Source organism: Nocardia paucivorans NBRC 100373, from assembly GCF_000308675.1.
Classification (GTDB): Bacteria; Actinomycetota; Actinomycetes; order Mycobacteriales; family Mycobacteriaceae; genus Nocardia; species Nocardia paucivorans.
The window spans coordinates 117,946-131,535 of the sequence record NZ_BAGE01000001.1; the positions used below are offsets into that span (position 1 = coordinate 117,946).

Annotated in this window: 12 protein-coding genes; 7 read left to right on the forward strand and 5 right to left on the reverse strand. The window is 67.5% G+C overall.

Annotation, left to right across the window (positions count from 1 at the left end):
• Positions 1–2: 2 nt before the first annotated feature.
• The 3 genes from ON32_RS00490 to ON32_RS00500 all read right to left on the reverse strand — a co-directional run bounded on the left by ON32_RS00490 (position 3) and on the right by ON32_RS00500 (position 2,148).
• Positions 3–335 carry a PE family protein gene (locus ON32_RS00490; protein WP_040787794.1) on the reverse strand — a complete coding sequence of 111 codons (333 nt, stop codon included), beginning with the start codon at positions 333–335 and terminating at the stop codon, positions 3–5.
• A 203-nt stretch (positions 336–538) separates the two neighbouring features.
• Positions 539–889, reverse strand: a complete 351-nt coding sequence (locus tag ON32_RS00495) for a metallopeptidase family protein (protein WP_040787796.1) — start codon at positions 887–889, stop codon at positions 539–541.
• Between the two features lie 11 nt (positions 890–900).
• On the reverse strand, positions 901–2,148 hold the full coding sequence (locus ON32_RS00500) for a septum formation family protein (RefSeq protein ID WP_083873805.1): 1,248 nt from the start codon (positions 2,146–2,148) through the stop codon (positions 901–903).
• A gap of 243 nt (positions 2,149–2,391) precedes the next feature.
• Between ON32_RS00500 and serS the strand changes: the two genes are divergently transcribed.
• The 6 genes from serS (at position 2,392) to ON32_RS00535 (ending at position 10,895) form a co-directional block, all read left to right on the forward strand.
• Positions 2,392–3,675: a serine--tRNA ligase gene (gene serS, locus ON32_RS00510; protein ID WP_040787799.1), complete on the forward strand. Its 1,284-nt coding sequence runs from the start codon at positions 2,392–2,394 to the stop codon at positions 3,673–3,675.
• 83 nt (positions 3,676–3,758) lie between these two features.
• The gene (locus ON32_RS00515) at positions 3,759–5,630 is read left to right on the forward strand and encodes a putative bifunctional diguanylate cyclase/phosphodiesterase (RefSeq protein WP_245550727.1); all 1,872 of its coding nucleotides are present in this window, start codon (positions 3,759–3,761) and stop codon (positions 5,628–5,630) included.
• A 170-nt stretch (positions 5,631–5,800) separates the two neighbouring features.
• Positions 5,801–7,072: an MFS transporter gene (locus ON32_RS00520; RefSeq protein ID WP_040787924.1), complete on the forward strand. Its 1,272-nt coding sequence runs from the start codon at positions 5,801–5,803 to the stop codon at positions 7,070–7,072.
• A gap of 83 nt (positions 7,073–7,155) precedes the next feature.
• Positions 7,156–8,109 (forward strand): DUF8832 domain-containing protein, encoded by a 954-nt coding sequence (locus ON32_RS00525; protein WP_040787926.1) that lies wholly within the window; start codon positions 7,156–7,158, stop codon positions 8,107–8,109.
• A 28-nt stretch (positions 8,110–8,137) separates the two neighbouring features.
• The gene (locus ON32_RS00530; RefSeq protein WP_040787800.1) at positions 8,138–10,381 is read left to right on the forward strand and encodes a heavy metal translocating P-type ATPase; all 2,244 of its coding nucleotides are present in this window, start codon (positions 8,138–8,140) and stop codon (positions 10,379–10,381) included.
• An 88-nt stretch (positions 10,382–10,469) separates the two neighbouring features.
• Positions 10,470–10,895, forward strand: a complete 426-nt coding sequence (locus tag ON32_RS00535) for a PPOX class F420-dependent oxidoreductase (RefSeq protein WP_040787801.1) — start codon at positions 10,470–10,472, stop codon at positions 10,893–10,895.
• Here ON32_RS00535 and ON32_RS00540 read toward each other — a convergent pair.
• Positions 10,885–11,649, reverse strand: a complete 765-nt coding sequence (locus ON32_RS00540) for a lysophospholipid acyltransferase family protein (RefSeq protein WP_040787802.1) — start codon at positions 11,647–11,649, stop codon at positions 10,885–10,887. The genes ON32_RS00535 and ON32_RS00540 overlap by 11 nt on opposite strands.
• A 12-nt stretch (positions 11,650–11,661) precedes the next feature.
• A complete protein-coding gene (locus ON32_RS00545) occupies positions 11,662–12,486 on the reverse strand; it encodes a lysophospholipid acyltransferase family protein (RefSeq protein ID WP_040787803.1) in 825 nt (274 codons plus the stop codon).
• A 207-nt stretch (positions 12,487–12,693) separates the two neighbouring features.
• Here ON32_RS00545 and ON32_RS00550 point away from each other — a divergent pair, with 207 nt between their 5' ends.
• Positions 12,694–13,560, forward strand: coding sequence for a hypothetical protein (locus tag ON32_RS00550; protein ID WP_040787928.1), 867 nt, complete (start codon positions 12,694–12,696; stop codon positions 13,558–13,560).
• Positions 13,561–13,590: the final 30 nt, after the last annotated feature.

A 13,590-nucleotide genomic window follows, 5' to 3' on the forward strand; every position in this document is an offset into this window, starting at 1 on the left:
CGTCAGACACTGATCGAGCCGAACGGAGCACCGGTGAGCGTCAGCACACCGGCGGACGCGGCATCCTGGGCCAGGTAGTGCGCGAGCTGAGTGCGCAGGATCGCGGCGGTGTGATGCAGTTCGAGCACGGCCTGTGCGAGCGCGCCCTGGTGCGTGTGCGCGCCCTGGTTCATATGCCATGCCCCAACCAGTGAAGCCTCATCGGAACCGGACGCGGCGACATAGGTCGCGGGTACGGTCATCGCACCGGTCGTGGCGAGTCGATCGGCCAGCAGATCCAGTTCCGTGGCGGCGAGAAGGATGGCTTCGGGCGTGACGTCAACGTTGCCAATCAAGTCTCGACTCCTTCTTGTCGTGGCTGTGGGGCGGAACCACGAGAATTCCCCCTACGAGTGATTGGACGCAACGGCCGCGGCTGCGGTTCCATCGAATCCGAACTTTCTTCAGTTTGTGCTCAGCGCCCCCGACCGACGTGCGCGATCCCCCTGCAGGTTCCCACATACAGGCGGCCCGGGTGCGAATGTCTCGGGCTAATAGATTATCCCCATCCCAACTGATGTAGCCGCTCTTCGTCAATCCCGAAATAGTGTGCGATCTCGTGGATCACAGTGACGGCCACCTCGTCGACGACCTCCTCCTCATCAGCGCAGACCTCGAGCAGCGCGTCCCGATAGATGGTGATGGTATCGGGAAGCGAACCGCCGTAATGACTGTCGCGTTCGGTGAGCGCTATGCCGTGGTACAGGCCGAGTAGATGCGGATCCTCGGGGTGACGTGGCTCGATCAGCACGACCACGTTGTCCATGGCGCGCGTGAACTCCGGCGGGATCAGGTCGAGCGCATCGGCGACCAGCTCCTCGAAACGATCCTCGGACATGGAGACCGGCATGGTCGATCGCGCTACCTCGGTGCGGGACGGGGTTCCGGCTGTGGGGGCAGCGGCGCCGCGCCCGGCAGCGGTGGCGGCGTGTACCGCCCGGTAGCCGGCGGTGGAACCGGCGCCTGGCCGTTGATGAGGATATCGCCGCGCGCCGAGCCGACGATCGGCGCGAAACCCTCCTGGTCGGTGCCCTTTCCGATCATGCAGTTCAGCTTGCGGCTGCCCGCCAGCCAACTGCGCGCATCGATATAGTCGAAGAACACCGTCAAGGTCTTGTTGCGCAGCACATCCGGTCCGCCGAGGTAATCGTTGGAGACCCGCCCGCACTCCTCCTCGAGGAACTTCTCCTGCTCCTCCTTCGACGGCGGCCCGTCGGGGAAGCGGGCGCCCAGATCGACCACGGCCGACATCTCGACCGAGTGCTCCTCGGCGCAATCCACCTGATCGGTGGGCAGGTTCTGGTTGATCCCCAGGCAGGTGCCGGTCGGATAGACCTTCGACTGGTCGCCATCGGCGACCCGCCCGGTCTTCGGCAGTGGATTCCCGCTGAGCCCGGGGGTCTGCAGACCGCAGCGCAGAATCCGATCACCGGACTTGGTCCAGCCGTCGTTGCTGGGATACATCAACCCGACGGCATAGCGTCCACGCGGATCGAATTTCCCGTTCAGATAACGCTGCGCGGCGGGTACGCAGTGTTCTTCCCGCAGTTCGTTGAGCCGCAGGGAGTCCGGCCACCGCGAATCCGGCCCGAACTCCGAACCGGGATACCGGCTCAGATCGATCGTGTCGGTGACCTCGAACAGATGCTTGTTCGCACAATCCAATTCGACCAGGTCGGAGTGGTCGGGAGCGGTCCAGGTGAGGCAGTCGCCGGGGCCGACCGAGGCGAAGATCTTCTCGGCGCGGACCGTGCCCATGGCGCCACTGCGCGGCAAACTCGCGTTGTCGTAGCCGGTGACGAACATCGTCACCAATGCCGCGGACACGGCGCCCGCTGCGACGGCGAGGAGACCCCAACGGGTTTGGCGGGCGGACAGTCGCAACTGTTTCTTCGTCCCGGCCTCGTCCGGTTCGTTCTGCTTCGATCCCAGCGAGCGGCGCCACGAGCCGGTCCGGTCCAACATCGAGCCCAGTGATCGAGTGGGCAGCGACCGATGATCGGAAGACCGACCGGTCACACGGCGGCGGGCCGGACGACCGGCGCGCGAGCGCGACGCTTCGCCGTACCGGGTTTCGGACGGGAACATGGGCGCATCATCGGAGGACATCGCGATCCATCATGGCAGTGCGGAGTGTGAATATGCCACGACCCCGCCGAACGATGTCACGGTCGAGATGGTCGGCCTGTGCCTGTGGTGCTGCCGCGTAGCCTTCTTCGGCGCCGATGCCCGAACGTTGTCGGTCGGGCTGCTTCCGCGTGGGGTCTCCGCGCCGCCCGCCCCGGCACCGGCGGTGGTCCGGACCGATACTCGGTTGAGGGCCCGAAATCGCGACAACTAGGCTGGTCGGCCATGATCGACCTCCGACTTCTGCGTGAAGATCCCGACCTGGTCCGTGCTTCACAGCGGGCGCGGGGGGAGGACCCCGCGCTCGTCGACGCCCTGCTCGAGGCGGACGTGGCGCGGCGGTCCGCGGTCGCCACCGCCGATCGACTGCGCGCCGAGCACAAGGCCATGGGCAAACAGATCGGCAAGGCGAGCAAGGAGGAGCGACCGGCGCTGTTGGCGCAGGCGCAGGAGATGGCGGTCAAGGTCAAGGAGGCCGAGGCCGCGCAGCACGCCGCCGACGAGAAATTGGCGGCGGCGCACCGCGCCATCTCCAATATCGTCATCGAGGGGGTGCCCGCCGGCGGTGAGGACGATTTCGTCGTACTGGAGACCGTCGGGACCGTACCGGAGTTCGACTTCACCCCGCGGGACCATCTGGAACTGGGTGAATCGCTCGGACTGATCGACACCGAGCGGGGGGCGAAGGTGTCCGGCGCCCGGTTCTACTTCCTCACCGGCTACGGAGCCCTGCTGCAGTTGGGGCTGTTGCAGCTGGCGGCGCAGCGGGCGGTGGCCCACGGTTTCACCATGATGATTCCCCCGGTGCTGGTACGACCGGAGATCATGGCGGGCACGGGCTTCCTCGGCAGGCACGCGGCCGAGGTGTACCACCTGGCCGATGACGATCTGTACCTGGTCGGTACCTCGGAGGTCCCGTTGGCCGGCTACCACGCCGGCGAGATCCTGGATCTGAGCGACGGTCCGAAACGGTATGCGGGTTGGTCGTCGTGCTTCCGGCGGGAGGCCGGCAGCTACGGCAAGGACACCCGGGGCATCATCCGGGTGCACCAGTTCGACAAGGTCGAGATGTTCGTCTACTGCCGGCCCGAGGACGCCGAGGCCGAGCACGAGCGGCTGCTGGGGTGGGAGCGGGATATGCTCGCCGCCATCGAGGTGCCGTATCGGATCATCGATGTCGCGGCGGGTGATCTGGGTTCTTCGGCGGCCCGCAAGTTCGACTGCGAGGCATGGGTGCCCACCCAGGGCACCTACCGTGAACTCACCTCGACATCGAACTGCACCACTTTCCAGGCCCGCAGGTTGTCCGTGCGCTATCGGGACGAGAACGGGAAACCGCAGATCGCCGCCACCTTGAACGGAACTTTGGCGACCACTCGCTGGTTGGTGGCGCTACTGGAGAACCATCAGCTGGCCGACGGCTCGGTCCGCGTGCCCGCCGCGCTGGTGCCGTTCGTGGGCACCGAGGTGCTGACGCCGCCCGGCAGTGCGCGCCTCGCGCGGGCATAGCGAGATCCGCCGCATGTGATTCGCGGTACCTCGGGTGCCCCGTTGTGACAACCTCGACAGAGGCTGTTGTCTAGGCTGTGCTCGTGCGAGGAATCGGGTCTCGCGGCGATACCCGAACCCGGGTGCGGGCCGCGTCTGCGTTGGCGACGGCCATGGTGATGTCCCGAACCACCGGGGCGTTCTATGTCATGGGCGGCGTTCTTGGTCTACTGGTGACCGCTGTCGCGCCCACGCATGTGCTGAGTTCGGACGATGTCGGCAACCGGGTACTGGTCGGTTCCGCGGCCGCGGTGGCGTTGCTGCTGGGAATCAGCCTGCTGGGATGGGGGCCACGACTACCGCACTGGTTGCACCACGGGTATGTCGCGGTGGCCACGGTATTGATCACCATCGCCGTGCATTCCTTCCCGAACACCGTCGGGGCGATAACCCTGGCCGGGTTCTACGCCTTCATCGCCTGTGATGCCGCGCTGTTCTTCGCCTGGCCGCAGGCGTTCGCACATATCGCCCTGGCGATCGTGCTGTGTCTGCTCGTGATACCGACCCGATCCGGGCTGCCATGGTGGTCCGGCATCGTCCCCGCCGGGGTTACCTTCGGCGTCGGCGTGGTGGTGGGCATCCTGACCCGGATGGCGTCGGAAGCCGATATCGATGTGCTGACCGGTCTGCTCAATCGGCGCGGCTTCGACCGAGCGGTCAATACCGCGATCGAGAACTCCACCCGTTCCGGGGAGAGCCTGGCATTGGTGCTGGTCGACCTGGACCGGTTCCAGAAGGTCAACGATCACCTCGGGCATCGAGCCGGGGACGCCGTCCTGCAGAAGGTCGCCGATACCTGGGCGGGGTTGTTGGAGCCCGGTCAGATCCTGGCCCGCTACGGCGGCGACGTTTTCGCCATACTGCTCCCCGGCACTACCGAACAGGCCGCGATCCTGCTCACCGAGAAGCTGCGGGCGGCGATCACCACCGGTTGCTCGGCCGGTGTCACCTCGTGGCAGCGGGGCGAATCCGGTTCGCTGCTGGTGAGCCGCGCCGATGTCGGTCTGTACCGGGCCAAACAGTCGGGTCGTAACCGCACGGTGCTGGAGTCCTCCCAGCGCACGCCATTGGCCGTGGAACTGCGGGAAGCGATCGACCAAGGCGCCCTGGATGTGCACTACCAGCCGATCGTCAGCCTCGGCGAGGGTGAGGGCGGTAAGGCCGTCGGGGTGGAGGCGCTGCTGCGCTGGTCGTCGGCCTCTCAGCCGGAGGTCACCACCGAGGGGCTGATCCGGATCGCCGAGGAATACGACCTCATCTCCGATCTGGACGAGTTGGTCTTGCGTCGTGCCTGCGCCGACGCCGCCGAACTGCGGCAGACCTTCGCCCAGCTGGACCTGACGCTGAACGTGAACGTCAGCGGTCTGGAACTGGCCGAGGCCGGTTATGCGGACCGGGTGGCGAAAATCCTCGCCGATACCGGGTGGCCCGCCGACCAGTTGGTTCTCGAGGTCACCGAAAGCGAGCTGGCCGCCGAATCCGAGACCGCCATTACGAACCTGCACATCCTGCGCGATCGGGGCGTTCGGATCGCCATCGACGATTTCGGCACCGGCTATTCGTCGCTGAGCCGATTGGCCACCCTGCCCAGCGACATCATCAAGGTCGACCAGTCATTCGTGGCCGCGATCCGCTCCGATTCGCCCGCGCCACCGTTGCTCGGGGTCATCGCCGCCCTGAGTAAATCGCTCGATCTGCAGGTCATCGCGGAGGGAGTGGAGACCGAACATCAGGCCGCGGTGCTCACCGAGCTGGGATTCGCGCTGGCGCAGGGCTACCACTACAGCGAATCGCATTCGGTCGCGGCGTTGATCGACGACCTGAACGAGAAGCAGGGCCGGATCGGCGGGGGTGCGTCTCGGGAGCTCGGCGGTGCCGCCTCGTCGGATGCCGGCGGCTGGATACCGCTCGACTGAGGTTGTCGAGACACGCCGATGGCCCGGTGGATCGGGCCCGATGTATTCGCTTGACGGCCGGTGGGGCGGTGCGCATGCTTATGGGCATGCGCCTGCTCTTCTACCACCGTTGACCCGGTCGGACGGGCGCCGGTCGGCCGCTCGGCCTCCGCGCACTCGCCGTGCGCGCGGTGTTGTTCACCGGTACCGGTGACCTGGTCCCGTACTACGCGCTCTATGCGTTGTTGTTCGCCGAGCAGGGCCTCGGCCCCGGACAGATATCGCTATTGCTCGCCGTCTGGTCCATGACGGCCTTCCTTCTCGAGGTGCCTTCCGGCGCCTGGGCCGACACCGTCTCGCGGCGTGTTCTGCTGGTGCTCAGCGGCGCGCTGCTGACCACCGGTTTCGTGGTGTGGACGGTGGCGCCGTCCCCGCTGGGCTTCGCGCTCGGTTTCGTGCTGTGGGGGGTGTCGGGTGCGCTGCGCTCCGGCACCTTCGAGGCATTGCTGTACGACGAGCTCACCGCATACGGCTCGACATGGGCCTATCCGCGCATCCTGGGATATGTCCGGGCCGCGACCGAGATCGCGGCCGTACTCGGCATCCTCGCGGCCACCCCGCTGTATCTGTGGGGCGGTTATCCGCTCGTCGGTTGGGTCAGTGTCGTGGTCGCGGCCGGGCATACGGCCTTGGCCTGTGCGCTGCCCGCTGCGCCGAAAAGCGTTTCCGCGACGGAGGTGGACGAGTTCGCCGACGCTGTCGCCGGGGGCCCGACCGAGTCGCGACCGGTCGACGCCGCCGGATCGGTCTCCCGCTATCTCGCGATGTTGCGCACGGGGGTGACGGAGGCGGTGCGGATACGGGTGGTTCGGCGCGGGGCGGTGTTGGCTGCGTTATTGGCCGGTATCACCGCGTTCGACGAATATTTCGCCCTGCTCGCCGCGGAGGCGGGTGTTGCGACTGCGGTGGTGCCGGTGCTGGTCGGGGTGACGGTGTTGGGTTCGTTGTTCGGGTCGAGCCTGGCGGGCCGCACGGAGGGGGTCGGCGCCCGGGCCCTGGCTCTTGCGCTCGGTATCGGGGGTGTGTTGTTCCTGGTGGGCGCGGTCGTCGTGGGCCTGGCGGTGCGTCGGCCGGAGGCGGTGTATGTGTGCGCCGGTCTCGGGTTCGCGGCCATGGCCGCCGCCTACGGTGTCGTCTACAACGCGGCCGTTATCGCCGAGGCCAGGTTGCAGGACGCCATCGAAGGGCCGGCGCGGGCCACCGTCACCTCGGTCTCCGGCCTGCTGGAGGAGGTGGTCTCGTTGGTGGTGTTCGGGTTCGTCGCATCGGCGACGCTGTGGTTGTCGATGTCGTCGACCGTTGCCCTGCTCGGTATCGCGATTCTGGGCATTGCCGTAATGACCCGTTTCTGGCTGCCGCGTCGTGCGGAAACAGCAGGTCGGGACGAGGTCCGACTTGGTTGACAAAATACCCTAGGGGGGTATGGTAGGTCTTGAGGAGGCGGCACCGACGTCGCTGTGCAGGTCCACCCCGAATGGAGCGCCCGATGAAAAACCCCCTGAAACTCGCCGGTTTCGCGGTCGGTCTGGCCGCGGTCTTCGGTATCGCGCTGGGGCTCGGTGCCCTGGCCGGTCCCGTCGACGAGGAGGCAAGCGCGCACGGAAACGGTGCGCACGAATCCACCCCATCCGAAGGCGGGGAGGTCGGTGGGCTGACCGATACCGCGGGTGGCTACACATTGACCCTGCTGGAGCCGACCGTGTCCCCGGGTTCGCGGGTGCCGCTGCGTTTCCGGATCTCGGACGCCGACGGGTCCCCCGTCACCCGCTATACGCCCAACCACGAGAAGGACCTGCACCTGATCGTGGTGCGGCGGGATATGGCCGTCTTCCGACACCTCCACCCGGTGCTCGACGAGCAGGGCACCTGGAGTGTGCCGGTGGATCTGAGCCGCGCCGGCGACTACCGCGTCTTCGCCGATTTCGTCACCGCCGACGGGCAACCGTTCACCCTGGGAGCGGATCTGCGTGTGACGGGCGACTACCATCCACAACCACTGCCGAAGGCGGCCACAACCACAACCGTCGACGGGTATACCGTCACACTCGACGGCACACTCGTTCCGGGACGGGCCTCGACCGTGACGCTCACCGTTTCCCGTGACGGGGAACCCGTCACCGATCTGGAGCCCTACCTGGGGGCATACGGCCACTTGGTGGCGCTGCGGGCCACCGACCTCGGTTACCTCCACGTCCATCCGGAAGGACACCCCGGTGACGGAGTGACGAAGGCCGGACCCGATATCACCTTCGCGGTGACCGCGCCGAGCGCCGGTGACTACCGGATGTTCCTCGATTTCCGGCACCGCGGGGTGGTCCGAACGGCCGAGTTCACCGTGGTCGCCGCACCGGCCACCCCGATGACCGGCGACCACCCCGAGCCTCCGGTGGCCGGCCCCGGACACACGCACCACCCGAGCCACTCGGGCCACGGACACTGACCGGCGGAAATACCGAACGGAGCACACCATGACCACGGCTCAGCAGCACACCGGCCAGGTTGAACTGGTGATCGGTGGGATGACCTGCGCATCCTGCGCGAGTCGTATCGAGAAGAAATTGAACCGACTCGACGGCGTCGTGGCGAGCGTGAACTACGCGACGGAGAAGGCACGCGTCGCCTACACCGGTGATATCGCCCCGGAGGATCTGGTGGCCGTGGTGGAGCAGGCCGGCTACACCGCCACCCTGCCGCAACCGGAGGCAACCGCCGCCGACACGTCAACGGAGCCGGACCCGACCGCATCGTTGCGAACCCGACTGCTGGTATCGGCGGTGCTGACGATTCCGGTGATCGCCATGGCCATGATCCCGGCATTGCAGTTCACCAACTGGCAGTGGCTGTCGCTCACTCTGGCCGCGCCGGTGGTGGTGTGGGGCGCGCTGCCATTCCACCGGGCGGCGTGGACCAATCTGCGGCATGGCACCGCGACCATGGACACGCTGGTCACCATGGGCACCCTGGCCGCTTTCGCCTGGTCGGTCTACGCCCTGTTCTGGGGCACTGCCGGCATCCCCGGCATGACCCATCCGTTCGAGTTGACCATCGCCCGCATGGACGGCACCGGCAATATCTACCTGGAGGCCGCCGCGGGCGTCACCACCTTCCTGCTGGCCGGGCGCTACTTCGAAGCCCGGTCCAAGCGGCGGGCCGGCGCGGCACTGCGGGCGCTGCTGGAACTCGGCGCCAAGGAGGTCTCGGTCCTACGCGGTGGAACCGAACAGCGGATGCCGGTGGAGCAGCTCGAGGTCGGCGACCGTTTCGTGGTGCGTCCCGGCGAGAAGATCGCCACCGACGGAGTGGTCGAGGACGGCTCCTCGGCCGTGGACGCGTCCATGCTGACCGGGGAATCCGTTCCGGTGGAGGTCGGCCCGGAGGACGCGGTGATCGGGGCGACGGTCAATGTGGGCGGGCGGATCGTGGTGCGGGCCACGCGGATCGGCTCGGACACCCAGCTGGCGCAGATGGCGAAACTGGTGGAGGACGCCCAGACCGGTAAGGCGCAGGCACAGCGGCTGGCGGACCGTATCGCCGGGGTCTTCGTTCCGATCGTCATCACCTTGGCCGTGGCGACCCTCGGTTTCTGGCTCGGGACCGGGGGCTCGGTCGCGGCGGCGTTCACCGCGGCGGTGGCGGTGTTGATCATCGCCTGCCCGTGCGCGCTGGGTTTGGCCACCCCGACCGCGCTGATGGTCGGCACCGGCCGCGGCGCCCAGCTCGGCATCCTCATCAAGGGCCCCGAGGTCCTGGAATCGACCCGGCGGGTGGACACGGTGGTTTTGGACAAAACCGGCACCGTCACCACGGGCAAGATGACCCTGCACGAGGTGATCCCCGCCGCCGGTGAGCGGCCCGAGCACATCCTGAGACTGGCGGGAGCGTTGGAGAACGCCTCCGAGCACCCCGTCGCCCAGGCAATCGCCAAGGGCGCCCGGGAACGGGTGGGCGATCTCGAACCGGTCGAGGACTTCGCCAATGTCGCCGGACTCGGCGTCCACGGTGTGGTGGACGGACACGCCGTGGTCGTCGGACGCACCGGGCTGCTCGCGGACCGGTCCCTGCACCCGGACACCGAATTGGAGCGGGCGATGCGCGCGGCGGAGGCCGAGGGACGCACCGCCGTGGCGGTCGGGTGGGATGGTCGGGTCCGTGGTGTTCTGGTCGTCTCCGACACGGTGAAACCGACCTCCGCCGAAGCGGTGGCGCAGTTGCGTGGTCTCGGTCTGACACCGATCATGCTCACTGGCGACAACGAGGCGTCGGCGCGGGCGATCGCGGCCCAGGTCGGTATCGATGAGGTGATCGCGGAGGTGCTGCCCCAGGACAAGGTGGCCGTGATCGAACGCCTACAGCGGGAGGGCAAGGTCGTCGCCATGGTCGGCGACGGGGTCAACGACGCGGCCGCCCTGGCCCGCGCCGACCTGGGCCTGGCCATGGGCACCGGCACCGATATAGCCATCGAGGCGAGCGATCTGACCCTGGTCCGGGGCGATCTACGGGCCGCTGTCGATGCCATCCGCCTGTCCCGCCGCACCCTTGGAACCATCAAGGGCAATCTGTTCTGGGCCTTCGCCTACAACGTCGCCGCCATCCCCTTGGCCATGGCGGGTCTGCTGAATCCCATGCTGGCCGGGGCGGCCATGGCGTTCTCCTCGGTGTTCGTGGTCAGCAACAGTCTGCGACTGCGCCGCTTCCGCTCCACCGCGCGTTGAGTCGAGACCGGGTCACGGGTCTGCCGGCGCTTCCGTGACCCGGGCCTGCCGCGGGAATTATTGCCGCGGCCGAGCAGTAGAAGAACATATGAAACTTGACGATTCGGCCCGCGAGCTCATTGGTTCGGGTGCCGTTGCCACCCTGGTCACCCTCAATCCGGACGGAAGCCCCCAGGTCAGCCTGGTGTGGGTGGCTCTCGAATCGACACCCGAGGAAGACGAACTCGTGGTGGCGCATCTGAGCGAACACAAGAAGATACGCAATATCCGCCGTGACGGGCGGGTGGCTCTCACCATTGTCGCCCCGGAGAACGGCGAGGTGATGCGCCCCTACCTGGCGATCACCGGAACCGCCCGGATCGTCGAGGGCGGAGCGCCCGAGATCCTTGCCGATCTGGCGCGGGCCCTGGTCGGTCCGGGGGTCGAATTCCCACCCCCGGACGCGCCGCCCGGCTACCTCACCCGGATACGCATCGACAAGGTCGGCGGTGTGGGCCCCTGGGTCACCGACTGACCGATCGAGCCCGGGCCTGGGAATGGGCGCGGCGGCGAGCCCATTCCTCCTCTTCGAGAACCGCGGCTTCGGCGAGGGTGGGGGCGCTGCCGCCGAACCGGGCGGGTACCCACGGTTGGCCCGGCGGCATCGGGTAGCCGTCCTGAGCGGCGGTGAGCAGTTCGCTCATACGTGCGCGCAGGGTTGCGGTCAGTTCGCCGGCGGTGCCCCGGGGGGCGATGGGGGAGCCGATGCGGATGTTCACCGGAAAGTTGTGTCTACCCAACTGTTTCGGGAATCCCTTGGTCCAGATGCGGTGGGCGCCCCAGATGGCCATCGGGACAATCGGGACGTTGGCCTCCAATGCCATCCGCGCGGCGCCGGATTTGAATTCCTTCAGCTCGAAGCTGCGGCTGATGGTCGCCTCCGGATACACCACCACCACTTCGCCCGAGCGCAGCGCGGCGACCGCCCGGGTGTAGGACTCCGCGCCCGCGGTGCGGTCGACACCGATCGCCTTGCAGTGCTTCATGAGAAAACCGACGATGCCGTGCTCGAGCTCGGCCTTCATCATGAATCGAACATTGCGTCCGGCCCGGCGGCCCGCCAGACCCACCTCGATGAAATCGACGTAGGAGGTGTGGTTCACGGCGAGAACGGCGGCGCCGGAGCGGGGTATGTTCTCCTGGCCTTCGAAATCAATGCGCAGCCCCTGCGCGAAGACCATGGTGTGGGCCAGTCCGGCGAGAATGTCGAAAACCGGTTCACGGGCCATAACGAACTCCTGTTACTGCTGTGCGGTCCCCTCGCCCGCGTCGGTTTCCTCGTGCCCGGACCGTGCCCCGTCCGTGTCACCGGCTCCCGCTTCGTCCCGAGCCCGGCCCCGGGCGAGCCGCTCCGCGGCTTCGGCGGCGTCCATGGCATCGGCTTCTTCCAGGGTAGGCGCACTACCGCCGAGGCGGGCCGGCACCCAATACGCTCCGGGTTCGTGCACATAGTCCTGCTGTATCTCGTGCAGCAGCCGTTGCATGGTGGAGCGAAGTTCCGCGGTGAGCTCGGCGGCGGGCTCATAGGGTTGGATCGGGGCGCCGACCGCGATGGAAATGGGAGTATTGGTACGGCCCAGCCGTTTCGGATGGCCCTTCGTCCACACCCGCTGCGCACCCCAGATCACCATCGGGATGATCGGGACGTTGGCCTCCAATGCCATCCGCGCGGCGCCGGATTTGAATTCCTTGATCTCGAAGCTGCGGCTGATGGTCGCCTCGGGATACACGCCCACCAGCTCTCCGCGCCGCAGATATTCCACGGCGGTCTTGTAGGACTCCGCGCCCGCGGCGCGGTCCACCGGAATATGCTTGAGCGCACGCATGATCGGCCCGGAGATCTTGTTGTCGAAGACCTCTTTCTTGGCCATGAACCGGATATAGCGCTTCGGTGTGCGGGCCGGTAGCCCGGCGTAGGTGAAGTCCATATAGCCGGTGTGGTTGACCGCGATCACGGCGCCACCCGTGGCCGGGATATGTTCATCACCGGTGACGGTGAACTTCAGGCCTTGGGCGAAGAAGACGGTCCGGGCCAGGCCGATGATCGTCCGATAGACGGGTTCCACAAGTTCGCTAGCGTAGTCGCTGCCGTTTCCTTCGGCAGCGACGCGTCGGTAGCGCGATCCCCACATCGCGCCGTCACCGGTGTGGCATGTCAACGTTCGGACCGGGAAACCCGCTCGCCTCGGATCGGGTCGTAACGAAAGGTGATCGTCCAAGTGGAACGCGCCCAACGGGTACCGTCGACCGGCCGCGACCGGCGTCGTCGGACGATGCGCGCCGTGAGTACGGGAATCGCCGTGGCCGGTGCCCTGATCGGCGCCGGATGCGATTCCGTCTCCGGTATCCAGGACGAGTACGCGGATCCACCGCCCGTGGCCGAGGCCGCGACCGAAGCCGCCGCGCCGACCACGGGCGCGACGGACGGCCGCCCGGGCGCCGCGTCGGAAACCACCGAATTGCCGCCCGTACCCGCGGACGCCCCGGAGGTCGGCCCCGTCGCCGGGATGCCGGAGGCCGTGCCCGCCCTCCGGCGTTTCGCCACCGACCTGGCAGCCGGTGATACGACCGCCCTGCAGGACGCGTGCTGGACGATTCCGCCGCTGACCCTGGCCGATATGTACGCCGACAGCGCGGGGGTGCTGGCCGCTCTGTCCGGGCCCGGGACTCTTGCGGACGGCCGGATCACCTGGTCCGACGACACCTACACGCTCACCGTCGGGACGGCCGCCGTCGAGTCCGGTTATGCCTGTCCGCGGGTCCACCCGGCCGGGACGGAACCCACCTACGACACCGCCGACGCCCGACACACGGTACGTCGTTACCTGGCCCGGCTCGTCGGGCGGCCACTGCACCCCACCGACCGGGAGGACACCTATCCGCTGGTCTGCCCCGCCACCCCGGCGAACTGGGATCCGCAGGGATCGGGAAATCCGGTCTCCGCACCATTGGCAAGTGAACCCGACGCCCTGACCGGGATCACCACGTTCGCCGATCAGGAGATCAGCTCCGAGCAACTCGGCTCCGGCTATATCGCGGTGCGGGTCCCGGTGACGGATGCCTCCGGGACGACCCGCGGCCGAGTATTCACCGTGACCGAAACCACCGATGGCCACTGCATCGGTGATGTGACGCCCTGACCCACTACCCTGGATGGCCGGCAACGGTCA

What these genes read in the sequence shown, in the direction of transcription:
- ON32_RS00495 (WP_040787796.1), bottom strand. Translation starts at nt 889, where the DNA reads ATGCCGGTCTCCATGTCCGAGGATCGTTTCGAGGAGCTGGTCGCCGAT.
- ON32_RS00500 (WP_083873805.1), bottom strand. Translation starts at nt 2,148, where the DNA reads ATGTCCTCCGATGATGCGCCCATGTTCCCGTCCGAAACCCGGTACGGC.
- serS (WP_040787799.1), top strand. Translation starts at nt 2,392, where the DNA reads ATGATCGACCTCCGACTTCTGCGTGAAGATCCCGACCTGGTCCGTGCT.
- ON32_RS00525 (WP_040787926.1), top strand. Translation starts at nt 7,156, where the DNA reads ATGAAAAACCCCCTGAAACTCGCCGGTTTCGCGGTCGGTCTGGCCGCG.
- ON32_RS00530 (WP_040787800.1), top strand. Translation starts at nt 8,138, where the DNA reads ATGACCACGGCTCAGCAGCACACCGGCCAGGTTGAACTGGTGATCGGT.
- ON32_RS00535 (WP_040787801.1), top strand. Translation starts at nt 10,470, where the DNA reads ATGAAACTTGACGATTCGGCCCGCGAGCTCATTGGTTCGGGTGCCGTT.
- ON32_RS00540 (WP_040787802.1), bottom strand. Translation starts at nt 11,649, where the DNA reads ATGGCCCGTGAACCGGTTTTCGACATTCTCGCCGGACTGGCCCACACC.
- ON32_RS00550 (WP_040787928.1), top strand. Translation starts at nt 12,694, where the DNA reads ATGCGCGCCGTGAGTACGGGAATCGCCGTGGCCGGTGCCCTGATCGGC.